This window comes from Hymenobacter telluris (assembly GCF_017313265.1).
In the GTDB taxonomy this organism is placed as follows: domain Bacteria; phylum Bacteroidota; class Bacteroidia; order Cytophagales; family Hymenobacteraceae; genus Hymenobacter; species Hymenobacter telluris.
This window is the reverse complement of the sequence record NZ_JAFLQZ010000003.1, coordinates 450,586-470,024: the sequence shown is the minus strand read 5'-3', so window position 1 is coordinate 470,024 and position 19,439 is coordinate 450,586. Positions and strand designations below refer to the sequence as shown.

The following is a 19,439-nucleotide window of genomic DNA, read 5'->3' as shown; positions in this document are numbered from 1 at the left end:
TAGCCGCGCAAGCAGTTGAGTAAGGTCACCTCTCTGCGTCCTTACTCAGTTGCTCAGCTACTCAGTTACTCTTCAGCTAAGATGATATTCGGCCAAGCCCATCATGGCGCGCAGCAGGGCGCGGAGCTTGGTTTCGACGGCGGTTTTCTTGGCCGTGTTGTTGGGCGCCGCCAGATATTCCTGCCATTCCACGGTCCACTCGAAATCGGGCAGGCCCGGCAGCAGCGTATCGTTGAGGTAGGTGAGCTGGTTGGCCGTCAGCGGGATGGGCAGCAGTAGTTTGGCCAGCTCGGCAATCAGCAGGTTGGGGTCGGAGGCCGTGGCGGGTGGCAGCGTGAGTACCAGCTCCACGGGCCGAATCTTGATGTTGACGCTGTTGCGGGTGTAGCCGTTGGTGCTGATAAAGAGGTCGGTGAGCTGGTTGCGGCGGGGCAGCGTCACGGCATTAATCCACATTTCGTAGTACTGCGGTGTTTGCCAGTAAGCGGCCCAGCCAGCTACGTTGGGCGGGTCGCCGAGGTACTGCTGCTGCACATTCGTGACGCTGTTCAGGTAGTCCCACATGCCGTACTGCGCCACCAGGTTGCTGGCCGTCGGAAACACCATTTGCAGCTGCCGGCAAGTACCCACCGTGAAATCGAGGGGGCTTTTAATCACGCAGCCCATGTTCACGGTGTCAAAGAAATGCTCACTTGAAAGCAGCACCCGCAGCACCGGCGCCACGTTGTAGTTGTTGGTAATCAGCAGCTGCGCCAGCGGCTGAATCACCTGCGCTTCGGTGGTGGCGTCAATTACGTAGTACACAAACCAGCGGTAGAGCTTGCGGCACAGGAACTCGGCGGTGGCCTGCTGCGCGAAAATCAGGTTGATGAGGGCTTTGTACTCCTGGTCGCCGAGGTTGCCGATGGTGGCGTTCTGAAACGCCGCGCTGAACTGCTTGGTGGTGGTATTGTGCCGGGAGGCCGTGTAGTAGCCCGCAATAGTGGTAGCATTGTCGCGCCAGCCCGTCAGCACCTTAGCGGCGGCTTGCACGTCGGCTTCGGTGTAGGTGGTGTAGTTGCCGGGGCCAATGAGCGGACCTTTGCCTACCGTAAACAGCTCCAGCAGCTCCCGGCCGTAGTTTTCGTTGGGGGCCGTAGCCGTGCTCTGGTTGCCGTTCAGGTAGCGCAGCATGGCCGGGGCCACGGTAATGTCTTCGGTGAGCTGCTTGATGTTGCCCAGCGCGTGCTGCCGCAGCAGAGCACAGTAGTGGTAGCCGTAGCGGGCATCGTTGATGTCTCCCAGCTCAATCACAAAATGGTTGTGCCAGAACAGCGTCATCTTCTCCACCAGCGTAGGGCTTTGGTCTAACAGCTGGCCCAGCCACCACGCCCGCAACGAGGAACGTCGCACGCCTTCAAAGTTCTGGTCGAAGGGCTGCGTCGTCCAGGTCTGGCCCTGCGGCACGCTGGTATCCGTTGCCGATACGTTGAGCGGGGCGGCGGGCGCGGCCGGGGCCGTGAGCAAGCCGTTCATTACCTGCGTCAGCGTTTGGCCGGCAGCGGTGGTTATTTCGGTACGGGTGGGCCCAAACAGGCAGCGGCGGAGCAAGTGCGCCGCCTGGGTGTAGCCCCACGGCCCGGTGTAGGGATTGAGGCCTGCCTGAGAACGAGCGGCGGTAGGCAAACTGGTGTTGGCGAACCGGCTGATGATTTCATCGTCGCCCGGCGGGTCACCGGGGCCGGGAGGCGCCGCCGGTTGCGCTAGTGCCGTTGTTAGGGGCTTGGCCAGGGGGGCGGGTTTGCTGAGGAAAGCTCTACGGTTCATAGGCGGGTGAGCTACGTGTGGTTGATGGAAAAGAGCGCGCGAAATAATTCGGAAGTAATCAATTACTTGCTTCAATAGCAAGCTGTAATCCAAGGACTTAATTAAATAGTGAAAGTTTAATGAATTGCTTGTCTATTTGTATTGAAAAGCTGCGGCGCTGCTGCCTAGCTCAACCTTAAAAACGCCCACTATCGGACACCAAGCCACTTTGTTAAGCTGAACTGTAGAAACAGAAAAAAGCCCCACCTGAAAAGGCGGGGCTTCGGTAAGCATAACAGGGCTGGCAGCTCGTCAGTAACGACGGCGGGGCACGCTAGCGGCTACAGGGTTTCACTCATACACTTTCACTACAAACACATAGTCGCGGAGCTTGCGGATTTGCTGAGGGCGGGAGTTGCCGGCCAGCTGGTTGCCGCGCGGCATCGAGTACGACTGCCCCGAGCCCGCCGCCGCCGACAACGAATCCACGAGGTGCATCAGGTACGACGACTTGGTGGCGAAGGCGGCACTCTGCACGTCCATCTGCCGGCCGCTGATAACGCCAATCAGGTTGCCCCGGTCGTCGAGCAGCGGGCCGCCCGAGTTGCCGGGGTTCACCGGAATGCTGATCTGGTAGAACGCCGAGTCGCCCTCGAAACCCGAGCGGGCACTCAACGAACCGTCGTTGAACACCAGGTCTTCGCGGGGGTAGCCGATGGTGTACACTTTCTCGCCCAGGTCGGCGGTGCCGCGCTTAAACGAGTACGGCAAGCGGCCGAAGCCGTTGAAATCCTTGTCCTTGATGCGCAGGATAGCCAAATCGTGGGCTACATCAGAAAATACCGGCTCAGCGCGGAACCGTTGTTTGTCGCGGCCCTCAATCAGCAAGGAGTCGGCCCCCTGAATAACGTGGTAGCTGGTCACCAGGTAGCCGTCAGCCGTCAGCGCGAAACCCGTGCCGCTGAACTTGCCATCCTTCACGGGCAACTCTTCCTGGCCCTGGAGGGCGAGGGTCATGGCCCGCTGCTTGCGCTTGATGCGCTCCACCTCGCGGCGCAGCACGGTGTAGCCATACAAGGAAGGCTTCTGTGAGGCGCGCCACCACTCAATACCCAGCAGCGTGGTAAACACGGCCATTACGGCTACCGAGGCGGCCACCATCATGGTGGCGCGGTGGCCGCGCCAGAACTCCCGCAGCTTCTGCTCGGTACGCGAAATATGCACCGTGGGCATAGTGGGGTGGCCGGTTTGCAGGGTTTCACCTTCCAGCTTCACGGCCTGTTCGGCATCTATTTCGGCCTGAATGGCGCGCAGCTTGCGGCGTGTGCTCAGGCGTTGGCCATAGCCGCGCAAGGTGCTGCTTACGTCCTCAAACTCGGCGAAGCGCTGCGCCAGGGCCGGGTCAGCAGCCAGGCGACGCTCCAGGTTCTGGCGGGCCGGGGTGTCCAGCTCGCCTTGTCGGTAGGCGTCAAATAAAGCGTAGTAATCAGCTTCAGTCATCATAGCATTATGTAGAGCTTAGTGCTTCGTTGTTAGTGCTTGGTGCTTGGAATTATTTTTCCGCTCTCAACTCCAAGCACTAATAACGAAGCACTAAGCACTAACCTTCTTAGGTTTCCGATTCCTGGTAGTTGCTGAAAAAGAGCTTCTTCAGCCGCACCAGGCATTTGTATTTCTGGTTTTTGGCATTGTCGGCGTTGGTGTAGCCGAAGTCTGCCGTGAGTTGCTGCATCGACTTATCGAGCAGGTAAAAACCTTCTAAAAGTGAACGACAAGGCTCCCCGATTAGATCCAACGCCTCGCTCATGGTGGCAAAGCGCCGGTCCCGTTCCTCGGCTTCCACCAAGTCAGCCTCGGCGCCGGTTTCCAGGTAGGGCTCATGGTCATCGAGCGAGCCGCCGAAACGGGTTTTCTCGGTGAGCCGCTTCAGCCACAACCGCCGGCAGACGGCATACAGGTAGGTCTTGATCTGGCAGCTCAGCTCCAGAGAACCGTCGCGCACCTTTTCATAGAACACCATGATGCCTTCCTGGTACACGTCCTTGGCTTCGTCTTCGGTACCGCTGTTTTGCAGTACGTAGTGCGAAATCATGGGGAGGTGCAGCCGGTAGAGTTGCGCCAGAGCCCGGTCGTCGCCGTTGCGGATAGCCGCCACGAACTCGTCGTCGGTGTAAGAAGCAGTGGCCTTCGCCATTCACTTTAGGTATTAATACAATGAAGGAAGCACGGTAACCCAGCGGAAAAATAAATTTTTACTGTCGGGTTACTTTTCAAACAGCCCGGTATAAAGGACGTTTTTCAAACAAAATTTTTCAAACCTACGACCAAATGAACAACCTGCTGAAAGTATCCGCTCTGTTTTTCGCTGTAGCTCTGGCCTCTTGCGAATCGAAGCCGGCTACTACCGAGGGTGCTGCCACTGAGGCTCCTGCTACCACCGAAGGTACAACTGCTGAAACCACTGCTCCTGCCACCATGGACACGACGGCTACGGCTCCTGCTACCACTGATACTACGGCTGCTGCTACCGCTGCTCCTGCTACCACCGAGGTTAAGTAAGTAGGCGGCCTTTCAGAGGCCCATATATAATTGCCCGCAAGCCCGGACCTTATTTGATAAGGTCCGGGCTTTGTTTATAGTGCAAGCGGTAAGCACTGGCTCGATGCACGCAAAAACGAAAGTTAGAACCGCGTGGTTCAGGAAAGAAATCAAGGAATATCAAAGTATTTAAATTTAATAATGCAATATTGTAGCCATGCCTTTGCTGATTAGGCAGTTCAATAATTCCTGGTCTTTCCCCCAATTATTCGTCTTGACTACACGCAGCCTGGGTTTTTCAGAATTGTCGGAGCAGCACGAATGGTTGTCAGCGGCCACCAAGGTCGTGCTGGCAAGTGAGTTAACCGAGCAAAGCTTTGTACTCTCGTTTATGGTGGTGATAGACGGCTATGTGCTTGGGAACCTGGGTGATATTGACATTCAGCTCGGGGGGCACCCAGATATTCGCTATTGAGTGTTGAGGCATGCGGCCGATAACGCACACCAAGGCATCGGTAGAAACAGAGTTGGGACGTAACCCTGCGCCAACAGGAAACGCTACAGCTTTTCTTCGAGCCACAGAAACCCGGCAGCAAGCACAAACAGCGCGAAAAACCAAGCTGCCGGCCAAGGCTCTTTGCGCGCAAGGGCCGGTAGGGGCTGGGTAGCGCCTGCCAGCCAAGGTTGAGCAGCCTGCTCCCAGCGTTGGGTTTCGGGACCCAGCCACTCCTGCTCCCCGAAAACGTAAAGCCACTGTGCCGGCTGCCCGGCTACCTGCACCTGCTGCCAGCCCGCGGCGCCAGGCCAATACGTGGCCGTGCTCCATTCCGGTAGTTCAGTGTCTTGCTGCAACGGTAGCCGAGCTGAGCCAGCGGCAGTAGCTAGTACGGCTGGGGTACTCGGGAAAGTGCCTGTTCGGCGCAGAATGACGGGCAGTTGCGGGCGGGGCCAGGGCGTGGTTATCAGCCACGAGGCCGCAGAGGCAGAAGGCGGCGCTACGGCCGTCAGGAGGTGGCTCCAATAGCTGCCATAGGTGGCCGCGGCGTTTTGCAGAAGCCAGGGGTAGGTTTCCAATAAAGTGGAAACCACCACGCCGCCGGCTCCGCTACGTTGGCTGGCCACTACCACCTGGCCGCCGCCCGCCAGCGTTACCAACGGCCGCGCCGTACCCGGCTGCAATGCCAGCGTGGTAGGTGCCAAAGCCGTAGCTGCCGGGGCTTCGGGCCAGGACAGGCGTTGCGGCCGGGTGGCGGCTGCGCCGGTCTGCGCCACCAATCGTAAGCTCGTTCGGTTAGGTACTATGGCCGGCAAACCAGCAACATCGGCCAACACAACTAGGCCGAGGCTTCCGGTACGTTGGGCCAACCGTAGCGCCTGCGCTTCGGCACTCGGCAAGGCAGCCAGCACGCCCGCTTCGGCTATCAGTACGTCGTAGCGCGCCAGCAAGGCCGGCGTGAGGCGGCTTAGGTCGGTGGCCGATTGGTTGCTGAATTCGGTTTGGGTGAGGTTGCGGCTGATGCCCACGCGCCACGCCACCGCGTGCTGGCGGGCGGCCAGGTGGTTTTTCAGGAATTTCAGCTCGAACGAAGGCGTGGCAGCCAACAGCAACACCCGCAAGGGCCGCGTTGGTAGCACCTCAGTAGGCACCGGCTCAGTAGCCAGCCCCCGACCACTCTGCCGGGCTGAAACCGTAGCTACCAGCCGGCCAACGGCGCGGGGCACGTAGCGCAGCTGAAAGCGCCCCTGGCCGTTGGGTAGCTGTACTGAGTCGCGGGGGGCGCCGGCCACTTGCAAACGCACCCACACGGGCCCCGTTACGCTGGCCGCAAAATACCCTTCCACAACCAGCGGCTTGCCCAGTTCCAGCTGCCGGTTCCAATGCGCCGCCCGAAACCCTACAAAGCGTGGCGGTGCGTGGTGCACCAGCCGCACCGAATCCAACGCGGGCAGTGCCGCCGCGGGTACTCCCTGGCCCAGCACGTGCAGGCGGCGCAGGGCCGGCATCTGCTCCCGCAAGGTGGTTAGGCTGGCTACGGCGGGCGTGTCGTTGGGCGTTTCTGCATCCGTAGTTAAAGCGTAGCGCCATACTTGGGTATGTGCACCAAAGCGGGCCAGCAACGCACGCAGCGTATCAGGTTGGTAGTGGCTGGTGAGCAGAATAGCTTCGGCCTGGAGTATGGACACGGCGCGCTCCGGCGGATAAGCCGTTAGCCACAACCCTGTTGCCGCCAGCACGCTGGCCAGTGTCCGGAAGCCCCGCCGCTGGGTGTTGGGCCGGCGCCAGACGGCCAGCATCAAGCCCAGGGCCAACAGCGCGCAACCCGCAAGCAGGACATAATAAATAGAGGGCTGGGGCATATCAACGGGCAACTGCTGACCTTATTGGGTGTTCAAACGTTGGAAATAGCGCTGACTCAGCCGGCCACCAGGCACCGGCCGGGCCGGGGCCGCCGGAGGTACCGGCAATAGCGCCGTAAGAGCCGCCTCCGCCGGGCCGAAGCACGACGCACACAACTGGCGGCCCACCCGGGCATCGGCGGCCAGCTGGCGCAACGCCCGAACAGCCGCGAGATAGGCACCGGGGCGTTGCAGGGCAGCCTGGGCCACGGCCTGGCCGGCGCGTTCCAGCGTGACGGCATCAGTGGGGCGAGCGGGCTGGCCGGTACGCATGGCCGCCAGTAGCCGCACGGCATCCCGCAGCTCAGGCTGCGTGGCCGGGCGCGGGGCTTGGTGCTGAAGCCGAGGCGTAGCTGCCCCGGCCAGGTCGCCGGAGAGGCGGGCGGTGGCTTCGGGCAGCACGGGCGCCTCAAAGCCGGATTTGCGGACGTAGGCGCGGGTTTGCTGCTGCACCTGTTTGAGCAAGCGGAGCGCACGGTACTCGAACGGCCGGGCTTCGGCGGGTTTGGCGAGGCGCAGGCGCAATTCGGCTTCCCACATCTGGTTGAGTACGCCCCGCAGCTTGGCTTTCACGGCTGGTTCCAGAAAGTCGGCCGTTTCGGCATCGTCGTGGCGGTGCATGTAAGGCTCCATCAGCTCGGCGGTGGCACTGGCCGCGTCGCCCTGGTCGGCGGGTGACGAGCTGGCGGCGGCGGAATGGTCGTGGCCGTCGTCGGCGGAGTGGCCGTCAGTTAATTTGGTGGAATCAGATGCCGCGGGGGGCGGGGCCGAGCCAATGCTGTTTTCCGATTCTTCGCCCAGAAACTTGCCGTAGCGCAGGCGCAGCATTTTTTGGTCGAACCCCAGGTTGTTGGCGCGCTCGGTGAAAGCTGCGGCTGGTAGGCTGGCACGTTCGGCCATTAGCTTTTCGGTGTCGATGATGATCTGGCGCTGACTACGGAAGTACGCCGGCACCACATTCACACTGAGCGACATATCCGTAAGGCCGTCCTGCACGGTGGTGTCTTCCCACTGCACCAGATAGGTATCGGAGCGGGTGAGGTGGCGGGCGTTGTCGCGGGCCCGCACATAGAAATACACTTCGTCGCCGTAGGTGAGGCCCAGCGCCGGCAGGCGGAGCGTGGTGCTAACGGTAGCTTGGCGGGGCTGGCCGCGCAGCTGCCCGCTGAGGTTGGTAACGAATTCCTTGAACTTCACGGCCTCGCCCTGGCCTTGCGCCACCGTGGCTACCAGCTGCGCTTCGGTCAGGCCGTAATCATCGCGCATCAGCACCCGCACCGGCACTGTAGAGCTGGCCCCAAACTCAATGAGCGTATAAGGCTTAGGTGTTTGAATTTGCAGGGTGGGCGCGCGGTCGGGTACCACATCAAGGGCGTAATCATCAGACACTTGCCCATTGAAACGCAAACGGTACAGCGCGGAGGCCGTTACGGTGGCTTCGGCCACAAACTGGGTCGGCTGGCCCGGTACCGCCCGAAACAAAATGCGCTTTGCCCCCATTTCCAGCACCGGGGCGCTACGGGTTGGCCGGCTCACCTGAGCCGTCCAGCGCACCCGAGAACCAGCCGGACAGCTAAACGACAAGCTGGTGGGCGCAAAACTGGCTTGGCGCGTGTACGCTGGCGGCAGCACCAACAGGCGCGTGTTCAGCAGCTTGGCCGGCGCCGGCTGGCCTGGTGCTACCGGGGTTTCGGCATCCGGAAAGCGCACTGGCAATGCCGCCGAAGCCGTGGCAGTGCGGGCCGGCTGCTGCCACCATATGCCCCCGGCCAGCAGCAACAGCAGCGCCGCAGTAGTCAGTAGGGCAGGCTTCCACGAAAATGGCAACAAGTAAGGTTGCGCCGCTTGCCGGGACGTGAGGCGAGCCCGCACGCGTTGCTGCTGCAATTGCTCCAACAGGTTCAGGGGCGGCTGGCTTTCATCATGCAGCAGCAAGCCGGTGCTGTCTTCCAGCTCTGGGTATAACCGGTCGAGGCGCTGGGCTAACAACGCTAGCCGGGGTTGCCGCAAGTGGTACAGCCAGAGACCAGCGCCCAGCACCAGCACTGCCACGCCTACTCCGAAAACCAGCGGCCCCGCCGACCAATGCCGCGCCCAAGCACCCAGCGCCAGCACAGCAACAACCAATGGTAGCAGCAACGCTGTAGTGCGCCGGTTGACTTCGCGCCGGTTGATGTCGCGCAGTAAATCCTGGCCGGATATCAAAGAAGTAGCTATAACACTCATGCCGCAGAAACAGAAGGTGTAAGAGTGCCCCGGCGAGCCAACCACCGCTCCAACGCAAACAGCACCAACGCCGCTAGCACCACCCAGGCCCGCAACTCCGTAGTCTGCACCTTGGGGCCAGCCTTCCGGCTTGCTGCGCTTGGGGCAGCCCGGCGGCTGGTGTCGGGCTGCGCGAAGCTGGTAAGCTGGGTGGCATCCAGCTGGCGGGCGTCGTGCGTGGCGTAGGTGGGCGGGGCAACCGGGCGCAGCAGTTGCAACAGCAACTCGGGCAGGGCCGGACTATCGGGCAGGCCGCTCCAGGCGGGTTGCAACCGGGTTTGCAGTTGGTAGAGGCCGCCCGCGCCGTTGGGGTGATGCGTAAGTACCGGGCGCCCAGTGCCATCCTGCCACACCAGCGCGGTGCGGGTTTTGCGTTGGATGGTGGTATCGAGGCGGGTAATGGCAATGGGGGGCGCTACGGCCAGGCCCGCAAGGTCCAGCTCGGTTTGGACGGCTGCGCCAGTGCCCGTGGCTTCCTGCCAAAGCTGAGCACCGCGCGGCACCTGAGCTTGCCAACTGGCAGGAGCAGGTTTTTCGCTGAGCCAAAACAACCAGTCGGGCGGGGGGCTGGTAGAGAAGGTGGTTTCGGCCGAGGCAGTGCGGATTTCCAGCCCCTGCATCAGCCCGATAGAAGCCGCTTGTAAGGCCGCCCGCACGTAGCGCCCCGATTCGGCGTGGAGCGCATCGGTATAGAGCATTACCCGCAGCGGCCCCGGTAGAACAGCCACGGCCGGTTGTCCTGGTTGCCGTAGCGTGGCCGGCCGGCCGGTCGTGCCGGGTTGGTACGGTAGCGCCGGTAAGCCCGGCACGGCCACCGAACCAGCCGCCCGAGGCACCGGGCGTAGTACTGTTTGAAACGTGGTGGCTTCTTCCCGGCTTCGGCCTAGCAACAGGCGCAACGTGTCGGTTCCTGCAAAAGCCGCGCCGGCCAGCCAAACCATTGAATCGGGGAGGGGAACGGGTTGCCACTTTAGTTGCGCCGGCAGCGCCGGCCGTGGCCCGGAAAAGTGCCGCAACGCAGTGCCCGCCACAATGCGCAGGGGCTGATCAGGGAATGAGTCGGCGGCTTGCCGGGCGCGGTGCCAGTAGTTGTCGGGCGGCGGCGGCGGAACCGAAGAGGAAGCGGCGGGAACGGGCGGAGCTGTCAGCTTTGCCAGCGAATCGGGGCTAGCCCAGGCCCGACCGGATACCACCCGAAACCCCGGCGCAAACAGCCGGAGCGCAAAGCCCTGCCGGCGCAACGAGTCTACGGTGGGGCGCAAGGCCGGCAGTACCTCGGGGCGCAGGGCCTCGGGGGCTAGCAGTACTATACCCCGCGGTGCCCGGCTGTTTTGGAAGCGTTGCCACAGGGGCCCGGCCACTGCCAACGCCAGCAACGCCACGATGGCGGCGCGCAGCAGCAGCAACCAAAGCTGTTCGAGTTGGAGGTTGCGCAGCCGCCGGTTGGCCCCCACCACCAGCCACCGCACGCTGCCCACCTGCACCGTTTGGCCCGGCCGCCGGTTCCAGAGGTGAATAGCCACCGGCACGGCTAGCCCCAGCAGGGCCAGCAGGCCAGCGGTGGTGTTTGCGAGGAGAAAGGAAGTGACGGAGTACAACGCGGCTAGGTAGGTGATTCAGGCAAGAAAAACGGCGGTCAACTGTGGGCCGTCACGACAACGCCCGGCGGCGCAGGAACTCGCGCATGGCGCGGTCCAGTGGGTCGGCGGTGTTGAGCTGGTGATAGTCGAAGCCGTGGCGGCGGGCTTGCTGGGCGGTGGTGCTGAGCCAGGCTTGCAGCTGCTCCTGCCAGGAGGCGCGCTGCTGGTCGGCATCAAGCTGGAGGCGCTGGCCGGTTTCCAGGTCCTCGAACGTAACCGGCCCCCGAAACGTGAAGTGTAGCTCGTTTTTGGCCATTAAGTGCAGGAGCAGCACGTCGCCGGATGTGGCCCGCAGGCGTGTCAGCAGGTTCTCTATTTCGGAATTCTCCTCGTACAAGTCGCTCACGCACACGGTGAGGGCGCGTTGGCGGCGGGCGGTGAGGGGCGCCAGTGTACCAGCGTCGGGGAAGGTGCCGGTGGCTTCGGCGGTTTCCAGGGCGTGGTAGAGGCGCGGCAGCTGGCGGGCATCGGCGCGGGGCGGCAGGTGGCGCAGGCCGGCCGGGTGCAGCACCGTAAGGCCCACGGCGTCGCCCTGCTGGGTGGCGAGGTAGGCCAGGGCCGCTACCAGCAGCCGGGCGTAGTCGAGCTTGCTGAGGCCGTTGTCGTCGCGGTGGTTCATGCTGGCGCTGGCGTCGAGCAGCAGGTGCACCGTGAGACTGGTATCCACTTCCGATTCGCGCAGATAGTACCTGTCGGAGCGGGCGGCCAGGCGCCAATCGAGGCGGCGCAGGTCGTCGCCGGGCTGGTAGGGGCGGTACTGGCTGAACTCCATGCCCACACCGTGCCGCCGGCTGGCGTGCTGCCCGTGCAGGAAGCCTTCCGCCGCTTGCTTGGCCGCCAGCGGCAGGTTGCGCAACGCATACAGGAGTTCGGGGGAAAGCATTTTTTAATTAAAAATTGAGAATTACTGAGGCTGATTGATGGTGCCTTTAGATGTAGCCGACGTCTAAAGCAAAGTCCGCAGTCAGTTATGCTACGTGAACAATTTTTAATTTTTAATTCTCAATTTTTAATTGACTTTCACCGCCTTCAGCAACTCCCGCACGGCATCATCAGCGGTGAGGTTTTCGGCTTCGGCGTTGAAGTTGAGCAGCACCCGGTGGCGCAGCACGGCGGGAGCCAAGGCCCGAATATCCTCTAGCGTGGCGGCGAAACGGCCTTGCAGCAGGGCGCGGGCTTTGGCGCACAAAATCAGGGCCTGCCCGGCGCGCGGACCGGCGCCCCAGCGGCCGTAGTCCTTGATGAACTTCACCTCGGAAGTGGCCGGGCGGGTGGCGCGCACCAGCCGGTTGACAAACCCCAGCAGCTCCGCACTCAAGCTGACCTGCCGCACCAATAGCTGCAATTCGCGCACGTCATTGCCGCTGAGCACCGGGCGGACTTCGGGGCGGGCGGTGCCGGTGGTGCCGCTGAGCACGGCCAGCTCTTCCTGCTCGGTGGGGTAGCCAATGCGGATGTAGAGCAGGAACCGGTCGAGCTGGGCCTCGGGCAGCGGGTAGGTGCCGCTTTGCTCGATGGGGTTTTGGGTGGCCAGCAAAAAGAACGGTTTGGGCAGTGCGTGTTCCTGACCGGCGTACGTGACGTGGCCTTCCTGCATGGCCTCCAGCAGCGCCGCCTGGGTTTTGGGCGGCGTCCGGTTGATTTCGTCGGCCAGCACCAGGCTGGCGAAGATGGGCCCCTCGTTGAATTTAAACGAGCGGTGCCCGGTGCCGTGGTCTTCCTCCAGAATTTCAGTGCCGAGAATGTCGGTCGGCATCAGGTCGGGGGTGAACTGGATGCGGCGGAACGGCAAATCGGTGGCCGAAGCCAGAGTGCGCACCAGCAGGGTTTTGGCCAGGCCCGGCACGCCTTCGAGCAGCGCGTGGCCGCCGGCTAGCAGCGCCACCAGCACTTCATCCAGCACCTCGTGCTGGCCCACAATTACTTTGGCAATTTCTTCGCGTAGCGGCGGCAGCTTGGCCAGCAGGCGGGTTACGTCTTGTTCGGTCACGCAGGGAAAGTTGGAAGCAGGTACAAGCTATAGTCAGAAACAGGAGGGGGAAGGCTGCTTAGCGGCTCATATTTCCACGGCAGGCCAGCTAGTAATGAGGTCTTAGACCATCGAAAACACACGCCAGCAACCTGTTCCCTTCTGAAATGAAAACTCATAATACGCACCGCTGCCGGGATAATCAGCAAGCTCACTTAAATCGGTACTGCCCAAATGCCAGCAATTTCGTAATCTGGCCTTCATCTGGAAGTGACATAGGACGCCAACTTTTGCGCTGAACTATTCTGCCAGCTATGCGAAACATTCTTTTACTTTTTAGTGCCACCTGCATGCTAGCTACCAGCGCCTGCCAGGACGACGACAGCACCAACGCCGCCCAATACAACACCCTCGACGGCAAAGCGCCGCTGGTTATTGCCCACCGCGGCGCCTCGGGGTTGCTGCCCGAACACACCCTGGAAGCCTACCAGCGCGCCATCGAGCAGGGCGCAGATTTCATTGAGCAGGACCTGGTGCTCACCAAAGACCAAGTGCTGGTGTGCCGGCACGAGCCCATGCTGTCGGGTACTACCAACGTGGCCGACCTGCCCCAGTTTGCCAGTCGCAAAACCACTAAAATGGTGGATGGTGTGGCCTACAACGACTGGTTTGTGGGCGACTTCACGCTGGCCGAAATCAAGACCATGAAGGCCAAGCAGGCCATGGCCGACCGGCCGCAGCAGTACAACGGGCAGTACACTATTCCCACGTTTCAGGAGGTAATCGACCTGGCGAAAGCGCAGTCGGCGGCTACGGGCCGGGTCATCGGCATCTACCCCGAAACCAAGCACCCCACCTTCCACGAAGCGCAGGGGTTGCCGCTTACCCGCAAGCTGATGGATGCCCTTACGGCAGCCGGCTGGAACAGTAAGGAAGCGCCGGTGTTCGTGCAGTCGTTTGAGGTCAGCAACCTGCGCGCCATCCGCAGCCAGTACAACTCCACGGTGCGCTTGGTGCAGCTCTATGATGCCTACGACGTGGACGCCAACGGCAACATGGTAATGACTGCGCCCAACGGCCAGCCCTACGATTTCGTGGTGGCCGGCGACCCGCGCACCTACAACGACCTCGCCACCGATGCCGGCCTGGATTTCGTGAAAACCTACGCCAACGGCATCGGCCTCTGGAAGCCCTTCATCCAGCCCTACAAAGCCAGTGACATGAGCAAGCTGCCCGCTTCCACGCTGCTTACGCGCGCCCACCAGCGCGGCCTGCTGGTGCACGCCTACACCTTCCGCGACGAAGCCCGCTACCTGCTGCCCGCCTACGCCAACGACCCCAAAGTGGAGTACCGAAACTTCTACGACCTGGGCCTCGACGGCGTATTCTCCGACTACACCGCCACCGCCGTAGCCGCCAAGCAGCAGTAGTAATTGCACTTGCACCAAATACAAAAAAGCCCCAGCCACGCATGTGCGGCCGGGGCTTTTCTGGTTTTAGAAACTAGAGTTAGAAACTAGTTCCCCTCCTCAGATGAGGAGGGGCTAGGGGTAATTGACTCATCGTTGAACGACTAACTAGTTTTAGTTTCTAGCTCTAGCTGTTCAACCACCCCTAACCCCTCCTCATCTGAGGAGGGGAACTAGCTTGCTAGTCTCATAATCCTAGCTTGTAAGTAGCTTCTCTCAACTCACGGCTTTATCCTTGGGCATGATGTCCAGGAGCCAGCGGTAGAGCTTTTCAACGTCGTGCTTCTTGAACAGCTCGGTGCCGGAATTCATGGTGGCGGCCGTGCCGCAGGCCACGCCCAGCCGCACCGCCTCGCGCGCCGACTGCCCGTTGGCCAGCGCGGAAATCATGCCAGCCACCATACTGTCGCCGGCACCCACGGTGCTGCGGCGCTTCACGGTAGGGGCAGGTACGTGGTCCACGAAATCCTCGGTAACCAGGCAGGCGCCCTGCGGCCCCATCGAAACCACAATGATTTCGCACTTGCCGGCCCTGATTAAGCTCTTGGCGGCCTCGCCCACGGCGGCGCTGTCCAGCTCTGATACGCCGGCCATGCGGCACAGCTCACCGATGTTGGGCTTGATGAGGTACACGCCCTCCTGCACCACCCGTTCCAGCGCCGGTCCTGAGGTGTCCACCACCACTTTGGTGCCGCTGGCGTGGGCCATCTGCACAATCTTCACCAGAAATTCGGGGTCGATGCCGGGGGGCAGGCTGCCGCTTATCACCAGAAAATCGGGGGCGGGGTGCAGGGCTTGTAGGGTTTCGAGGATAAGATTCTGCTCGTCGGGAGAAATTTCGCGGCCGGGCATCCCGAAGCGGTACTGCTGATTTGTGGAAGTGTCCACCACAATGAAGTTTTCGCGGGTCCAGTTGATGGTGGTAATCGGGTGCTGCTCGATGCCCTCCTGGGTGAGCAGGTGCTGCAACAGCGTACCCGCCGGTCCGCTGGCCGGAAACACCGCCAACGACTCCAGCCCCAGCCGCTTCAGCGCCCTTGATACGTTGATGCCCCCACCGCCCGGCTCGAACTTGGGCGCGTCGCACCGCAGCTTATGGTCGGGCACAATCTTATCCACTGTGGTGCTTTTATCAACGGTAGGGTTCAGTGTGAGCGTGACGATATGTGCCATAAGAGGGTTATTGGAAGGGCGAGTAAGAGAAAAGTGCCAGCGGCTGCTTGGGGCAGCGGCCGGCCTTGCCGAAACAGGCTAAGCGCCCGGATATCGGGCCCGCAGCACTTCCCCTTACTGGCCATAGCAGGCTACAGTTGCAAAATCAACTGATTTAGCAACAGGCCTTTCAATTCCTCTATACGCAAGGTCGACAATACCCCGCGGCCCAACGTGCCGTGGTCGGGGCGCACGTTTCCGGGGGCGTTGCTGCCGGGGTGGGCTGGCCGGCACACGATGCAGCTAGCCGTTTACAAGAAGCATAGCGCAGAAACTCACAAAAAATTCGCCCTCCATCCTGGTGAGATGGTGAGCTTGCTGCTCAAGTGGCGCCGCCAGAACGTCAACCTCACCATTTCACAATTTCACCACTTCACCATCTACCACGCCACCCCTAATCGGAAGCCGACGGGCAGATAGTGGCCGTCGGCGCCATAGTCGCTCATGCCGCTGGCGTACCGGTTGCCGGCTATTGTGGAGCGGGAGCTGGATTTGCGCCAGCCTAGCCCAACAGACACATCCAGAAATACAGGCAAATCGGGCAGGAAAAACTGGCCACCCAGCACGGCGGCGGCCCCGTACCGGTCTACGGTTTCCTGCTGGCCACGGGAGCGGTACTCGTAGTATGTCAGGCCGCTGGGCGCTACTTCGGGCTCCCAGCTAGGTCCCTGAAATTGCAGCTCGAAGTGCTGGTAGTGCGGCCCGTAACCGAAGTAGAAGCCTTCCAGCGGCGTGGTCCGCTCGTTCAGGTAGATGCGGTGCTGCACGGCCAGCCCGTAGCCGCGCACCCGGTTGCTGCCCTCGGTCAGGTTGGAGGTAATATCTTGAATGTGGCCGCGGTAGAACTGGGGCGTTACCACCAGCGCCTGCCGATACGCCGGCCCCCACACCTTCTCCACGCTCACCTGGTAGCCACTGGCCAGCAAAGGCACCAAGTCGAACTTGGCATTATACGTCCGGGTTGGGGGAGTGGGCACCTGGGCCTGCCCCACCGTCAGACTTCCCGTCACCAGTGCTCCTGCCACTAAAAAACGAAGCCGCATTTACTTGCTTGGCGTAATGGGCAGTACACTTAAAGGAGTAAGCACACCGTTGCGGTAACGGTACTGATGCAGCCCATCGGGCCCGATAGCCAGCAATTGTCCCCGGTGCGGAATTACGTCCGACACGCTCACGTCGAAGGTTTGCAGAGTTTGCAGCGTCGGCGCGTTCTTCGTCCCGAATACCTTCAGCTTGTCTTTGTCGCACACGAATAGCAAGGTGCTATCTACGCCCAAGCCCATTGGGTGCTGCATGGGGTAGGTTTGGGCCAAGCTGGGGGCGCGCAGGTTGGTCAGGTCGATTACTTGCAGCTGGTTGGGGCCGCCGCCGCAGGTGCGGCCGTCGCGCAGGGTTACGTAGGCAAACCGCTCATCCACCACCACTGGGTCGCAGCTCATGACGTGCTCATAATAGGCCACCTGCTGCGGTTGGGCGGGCATCGAGGCATCGAAAATATACATGCCGCGCTGCGTGCCCAGAAACAGGTAAGGTGCCCGCGGGTAAATGGTTTCGATGCCCAAGTTCAGCGGGATTACCTGTCCGCGGGCGGGGGCAGAAGGCGTAGCCAGGTCAAACAGGCGCAGGCTTTGGTTGTCAACTACGTAGAGCGTGTTGTTAAGCACCGTGAAGCGGGCCAAAGAACCACCTTTACCGTCGCTGGCGGCTTGGTCGGCGCTGGCGGGGCTGGCGGCATCGTTGGAGTTGCAGGCACCGAGGCTCAAGGCCAGCACGGCGGCCAGAGAACTAGTGAGGAGGGTAGAAAGGAAGCGCATAAGTCGAGGGAGGATAGAGTTATAGTTTCTGCCAGCCCACCACTACGGCGTCGGCAGGGCGGTTTTCGGGCTGATATTCAGTGGGGACATTACCGGCTTCGGGCATGGGCAACTCCGGCACCGCGTCGCGCACCCGGTTGAGCAGCCGAGCCGCCTGCATGTTCGACACGTCGAAAGTGAGCAGGTCGGAGCCGCTGTCGGCGTAGAGCATGTTGCCTTTCATGGCCACATCCACGTTGCCCGGAATCCGCAGAAACGCCACGGGTTGCGGACTAGCGGGGTTCTGGTTGTTGATGATGTGCACGCCTTCGTACCGCTCGTTGATGAGGATGTACGGGTCGCGGAGGTAGATTTTGCCGGTATTGTGCATCTCCTGGGGTGGCAGCACGGCCACCGCTTGCTCTAGCTGGGTGCGCGGCATCAGCAGCGGCTTGTACATCGGTACCGGAATCTGCTCGAAGGGCTCACCGCCGGGGCAGGCGGTTAAACTAAGCAGCAATGCGCCGCCCAGTAGGCAAGAGTAGAGTTTGTGCATGGCAGGAATAGCTAAGGGTAGATATTCCTGGGAGCCCTAATGGAGCTGGAATGGTTGCATCCTACTGCAAAGAAGAATTTTGCGGAAAAAGCAGCGCCTGCCGTTCCGTAAAAACGAAGTAGGCGGCGTAACAGACGATGTAGCGCGAAGCCTTTGCTTCGCGTATCGTTGCTGAGGTTGTCTATGCGCAACGGCAGTCGTTCAACGATACGCGAAGCAAAGGCTTCGCCCTACACCCACCCCGAAATGAAGTCCACTACTCTAGTTCGGACTAATACCCGCGGCCTAGCTCTACGCTGTTTTCCAGGGGCTGGCCTTGCTGAAAATGGTGCAGGTTACGCAGCAGGATATCTACTTTGCCTGCGTCCTCACCGGGCTGGCCGCCGCCGCTGTGCTGGGTGAGCAGTACGTTGGGCAGCTGCCAGAGCGGATTGTCGGCGGGCAGTGGCTCCTGGCGGGTTACGTCGAGGATGGCGCCGGCGAGGCGGTTGGCTTGCAGAGCGGCTAGCAGGGCGGCTTCGTCGGTGGTGTTGCCGCGGCCCACGCTGGCGTAGATGCTGCCGGGGTGCATGGCGTTGATTAGCTCAGCGGAAAAGAAGTTTTCGGCGCTGCCGGGCAGGCAGTTCACTACAATATCGGTTGCGGGCAGGGCCGCGGCTAGATCTTCTTTGGAATGCAGTTGCGCCTTAGGGTCGGTGCGGGCCAGAAAGCGCACGGCGCAATTAAAACCAGTGAGTTGCTGGGCCACCGCCTGCCCAATGGCGCCACTGCCCAGAATAATCACCCGCTTGTCGCGCAAGAGCCCCAGTTTCAAGCGAATGGGGGCACCTACCCATTTCTGCTCGGACTGCAACACGGCCAGCTCCGGAATGTGCCGGTACCAACTCAGGATGCCGGCCACCATGGTTTCGGCGCAGGGCCACGCAAAAAAGTCGCCGATGTTGGCTACCTGCGCCTTGGTTTGCACCTTTTGGTATCGGTCGATGCCCGCCGAATCTATCTGCCAGAACTGTAGGGCAGTAGGGGGCGTGTTGGCAAACCACTCCGCGGGCGGATTGCCGAGTAGCACCTCCGCTTGCTGAAACGCCGCGGCCTGGTCGGCTTCGGGCAACTCCTGGCGAAAAGTGGCGGTTACGTCGGCGGGGAGCTGGCTGAGCAGGGCCTGACGGGCAGAATCGTTGAGCGAAGGATAAACAAATAAGCGCATACCCAACATACTACCCGTTGCCGGCAAGGTTGCACGAAGGCCTTTATCTTATGGCCGATCTAGTAGCACACAAAAAAGCCCCGCGCCGATGGGCGCAGGGCTTTGTGCATACAAGATTAAGGCGGCTAGTCCTTGCGGGTGTACTGCTCGTAGCGGGCCCGGTCTTTCTTCTTGTCTTTCTTGCGGCCGATGGCACCACCCGCTACCGTACCGGCAGCACCACCAATAATGGCACCTTTGGTGCCACCAACTACGGCGCCACCCAGCACACCGGCACCACCGCCAATAGCGGCGCCTTTGGCTTTCTTACTCCAGCCTTTTTTGGTTTGCGCAGCTACTTCCGGAGCGGCTACCGTACCGCCAAGCATCAGTACAGCGGACAACATGGCGACATATATTTTGAGCGTTTTCATGTGGGCTATTTTTAGAGTACAGGACTTTAAACTGAACTATAGCCTAAAACGCAAACACCGAAAATCAGGTTGTACTTAGAAGGGAATATTGTGTGGAAATCGGGGAAAATGCCTGAAAACAAAGTAAAAACGCAGCCAAAAAATTTAAAAATAACCCCAGACACGTAGCGCATTTGGGGTTACGTGTAAGAGCTA

General features: G+C 61.2%; 17 protein-coding genes. 3 read left to right on the top strand and 14 right to left on the bottom strand.

Features of this window, described 5'->3' with window-relative positions; translation table 11 throughout:
• Positions 1 to 72: 72 nt before the first annotated feature.
• From J0X19_RS06885 to J0X19_RS06875, 3 genes are all read right to left on the bottom strand, one after another.
• Positions 73 to 1,806: a DUF1800 domain-containing protein gene (locus J0X19_RS06885; protein ID WP_206983019.1), complete on the bottom strand. Its 1,734-nt coding sequence runs from the start codon at positions 1,804 to 1,806 to the stop codon at positions 73 to 75.
• 330 nt (positions 1,807 to 2,136) lie between these two features.
• Positions 2,137 to 3,288 (bottom strand): trypsin-like peptidase domain-containing protein, encoded by a 1,152-nt coding sequence (locus J0X19_RS06880; protein ID WP_206983017.1) that lies wholly within the window; start codon positions 3,286 to 3,288, stop codon positions 2,137 to 2,139.
• 106 nt (positions 3,289 to 3,394) lie between these two features.
• A complete protein-coding gene (locus J0X19_RS06875; protein WP_022824338.1) occupies positions 3,395 to 3,979 on the bottom strand; it encodes an RNA polymerase sigma factor in 585 nt (194 codons plus the stop codon).
• 134 nt (positions 3,980 to 4,113) lie between these two features.
• Here J0X19_RS06875 and J0X19_RS06870 point away from each other — a divergent pair, with 134 nt between their 5' ends.
• Together J0X19_RS06870 and J0X19_RS06865 are read left to right on the top strand one after the other, a co-directional pair.
• Entirely contained in the window at positions 4,114 to 4,344 is a 231-nt protein-coding gene (locus J0X19_RS06870) for a hypothetical protein (protein ID WP_206983015.1), read from the top strand.
• A gap of 196 nt (positions 4,345 to 4,540) precedes the next feature.
• Positions 4,541 to 4,798 carry a hypothetical protein gene (locus tag J0X19_RS06865; RefSeq protein ID WP_206983014.1) on the top strand — a complete coding sequence of 86 codons (258 nt, stop codon included), beginning with the start codon at positions 4,541 to 4,543 and terminating at the stop codon, positions 4,796 to 4,798.
• Positions 4,799 to 4,881: 83 nt separating this feature from the next.
• Here the strand turns inward: J0X19_RS06865 and J0X19_RS06860 are convergent, their stop codons facing one another.
• The 5 genes from J0X19_RS06860 to J0X19_RS06840 form a co-directional block, all read right to left on the bottom strand.
• Positions 4,882 to 6,681: a hypothetical protein gene (locus J0X19_RS06860; RefSeq protein WP_206983012.1), complete on the bottom strand. Its 1,800-nt coding sequence runs from the start codon at positions 6,679 to 6,681 to the stop codon at positions 4,882 to 4,884.
• Positions 6,682 to 6,702: 21 nt separating this feature from the next.
• Positions 6,703 to 8,946 (bottom strand): hypothetical protein, encoded by a 2,244-nt coding sequence (locus J0X19_RS06855; RefSeq protein WP_206983010.1) that lies wholly within the window; start codon positions 8,944 to 8,946, stop codon positions 6,703 to 6,705.
• Positions 8,943 to 10,583, bottom strand: coding sequence for a BatA domain-containing protein (locus J0X19_RS06850; RefSeq protein WP_206983008.1), 1,641 nt, complete (start codon positions 10,581 to 10,583; stop codon positions 8,943 to 8,945). Before J0X19_RS06850 ends, J0X19_RS06855 begins: the two co-directional genes overlap by 4 nt.
• Positions 10,584 to 10,635: 52 nt before the next feature.
• Positions 10,636 to 11,508 (bottom strand): DUF58 domain-containing protein, encoded by an 873-nt coding sequence (locus J0X19_RS06845; protein ID WP_206983006.1) that lies wholly within the window; start codon positions 11,506 to 11,508, stop codon positions 10,636 to 10,638.
• Positions 11,509 to 11,634: 126 nt separating this feature from the next.
• On the bottom strand, positions 11,635 to 12,615 hold the full coding sequence (locus J0X19_RS06840; protein WP_206983004.1) for an AAA family ATPase: 981 nt from the start codon (positions 12,613 to 12,615) through the stop codon (positions 11,635 to 11,637).
• 293 nt (positions 12,616 to 12,908) lie between these two features.
• Here J0X19_RS06840 and J0X19_RS06835 point away from each other — a divergent pair, with 293 nt between their 5' ends.
• Complete coding sequence (locus tag J0X19_RS06835) at positions 12,909 to 14,024, top strand: glycerophosphodiester phosphodiesterase (protein WP_206983002.1); 1,116 nt, start codon at positions 12,909 to 12,911, stop codon at positions 14,022 to 14,024.
• A gap of 255 nt (positions 14,025 to 14,279) precedes the next feature.
• Here J0X19_RS06835 and J0X19_RS06830 read toward each other — a convergent pair whose 3' ends face one another.
• The 6 genes from J0X19_RS06830 to J0X19_RS06805 form a co-directional block, all read right to left on the bottom strand.
• Positions 14,280 to 15,236, bottom strand: a complete 957-nt coding sequence (locus tag J0X19_RS06830; protein ID WP_206983000.1) for a 1-phosphofructokinase family hexose kinase — start codon at positions 15,234 to 15,236, stop codon at positions 14,280 to 14,282.
• A gap of 419 nt (positions 15,237 to 15,655) precedes the next feature.
• Entirely contained in the window at positions 15,656 to 16,318 is a 663-nt protein-coding gene (locus tag J0X19_RS06825; RefSeq protein ID WP_206982998.1) for a hypothetical protein, read from the bottom strand.
• Positions 16,319 to 17,089 (bottom strand): LVIVD repeat-containing protein, encoded by a 771-nt coding sequence (locus tag J0X19_RS06820; protein ID WP_206982996.1) that lies wholly within the window; start codon positions 17,087 to 17,089, stop codon positions 16,319 to 16,321.
• Between the two features lie 19 nt (positions 17,090 to 17,108).
• Positions 17,109 to 17,624 carry an LVIVD repeat-containing protein gene (locus J0X19_RS06815; RefSeq protein ID WP_206982994.1) on the bottom strand — a complete coding sequence of 172 codons (516 nt, stop codon included), beginning with the start codon at positions 17,622 to 17,624 and terminating at the stop codon, positions 17,109 to 17,111.
• Positions 17,625 to 17,895: 271 nt separating this feature from the next.
• On the bottom strand, positions 17,896 to 18,831 hold the full coding sequence (locus tag J0X19_RS06810) for an NAD(P)-dependent oxidoreductase (protein ID WP_206982992.1): 936 nt from the start codon (positions 18,829 to 18,831) through the stop codon (positions 17,896 to 17,898).
• Between the two features lie 125 nt (positions 18,832 to 18,956).
• Positions 18,957 to 19,217: a YMGG-like glycine zipper-containing protein gene (locus J0X19_RS06805; protein ID WP_206982990.1), complete on the bottom strand. Its 261-nt coding sequence runs from the start codon at positions 19,215 to 19,217 to the stop codon at positions 18,957 to 18,959.
• Positions 19,218 to 19,439: the final 222 nt, after the last annotated feature.

What these genes read in the sequence shown, in the direction of transcription:
- J0X19_RS06885 (WP_206983019.1), bottom strand. Translation starts at nt 1,806, where the DNA reads ATGAACCGTAGAGCTTTCCTCAGCAAACCCGCCCCCCTGGCCAAGCCC.
- J0X19_RS06880 (WP_206983017.1), bottom strand. Translation starts at nt 3,288, where the DNA reads ATGATGACTGAAGCTGATTACTACGCTTTATTTGACGCCTACCGACAA.
- J0X19_RS06875 (WP_022824338.1), bottom strand. Translation starts at nt 3,979, where the DNA reads ATGGCGAAGGCCACTGCTTCTTACACCGACGACGAGTTCGTGGCGGCT.
- J0X19_RS06870 (WP_206983015.1), top strand. Translation starts at nt 4,114, where the DNA reads ATGAACAACCTGCTGAAAGTATCCGCTCTGTTTTTCGCTGTAGCTCTG.
- J0X19_RS06865 (WP_206983014.1), top strand. Translation starts at nt 4,541, where the DNA reads ATGCCTTTGCTGATTAGGCAGTTCAATAATTCCTGGTCTTTCCCCCAA.
- J0X19_RS06860 (WP_206983012.1), bottom strand. Translation starts at nt 6,681, where the DNA reads ATGCCCCAGCCCTCTATTTATTATGTCCTGCTTGCGGGTTGCGCGCTG.
- J0X19_RS06855 (WP_206983010.1), bottom strand. Translation starts at nt 8,946, where the DNA reads ATGAGTGTTATAGCTACTTCTTTGATATCCGGCCAGGATTTACTGCGC.
- J0X19_RS06845 (WP_206983006.1), bottom strand. Translation starts at nt 11,508, where the DNA reads ATGCTTTCCCCCGAACTCCTGTATGCGTTGCGCAACCTGCCGCTGGCG.
- J0X19_RS06835 (WP_206983002.1), top strand. Translation starts at nt 12,909, where the DNA reads ATGCGAAACATTCTTTTACTTTTTAGTGCCACCTGCATGCTAGCTACC.
- J0X19_RS06830 (WP_206983000.1), bottom strand. Translation starts at nt 15,236, where the DNA reads ATGGCACATATCGTCACGCTCACACTGAACCCTACCGTTGATAAAAGC.
- J0X19_RS06825 (WP_206982998.1), bottom strand. Translation starts at nt 16,318, where the DNA reads ATGCGGCTTCGTTTTTTAGTGGCAGGAGCACTGGTGACGGGAAGTCTG.
- J0X19_RS06820 (WP_206982996.1), bottom strand. Translation starts at nt 17,089, where the DNA reads ATGCGCTTCCTTTCTACCCTCCTCACTAGTTCTCTGGCCGCCGTGCTG.
- J0X19_RS06815 (WP_206982994.1), bottom strand. Translation starts at nt 17,624, where the DNA reads ATGCACAAACTCTACTCTTGCCTACTGGGCGGCGCATTGCTGCTTAGT.
- J0X19_RS06810 (WP_206982992.1), bottom strand. Translation starts at nt 18,831, where the DNA reads ATGCGCTTATTTGTTTATCCTTCGCTCAACGATTCTGCCCGTCAGGCC.
- J0X19_RS06805 (WP_206982990.1), bottom strand. Translation starts at nt 19,217, where the DNA reads ATGTTGTCCGCTGTACTGATGCTTGGCGGTACGGTAGCCGCTCCGGAA.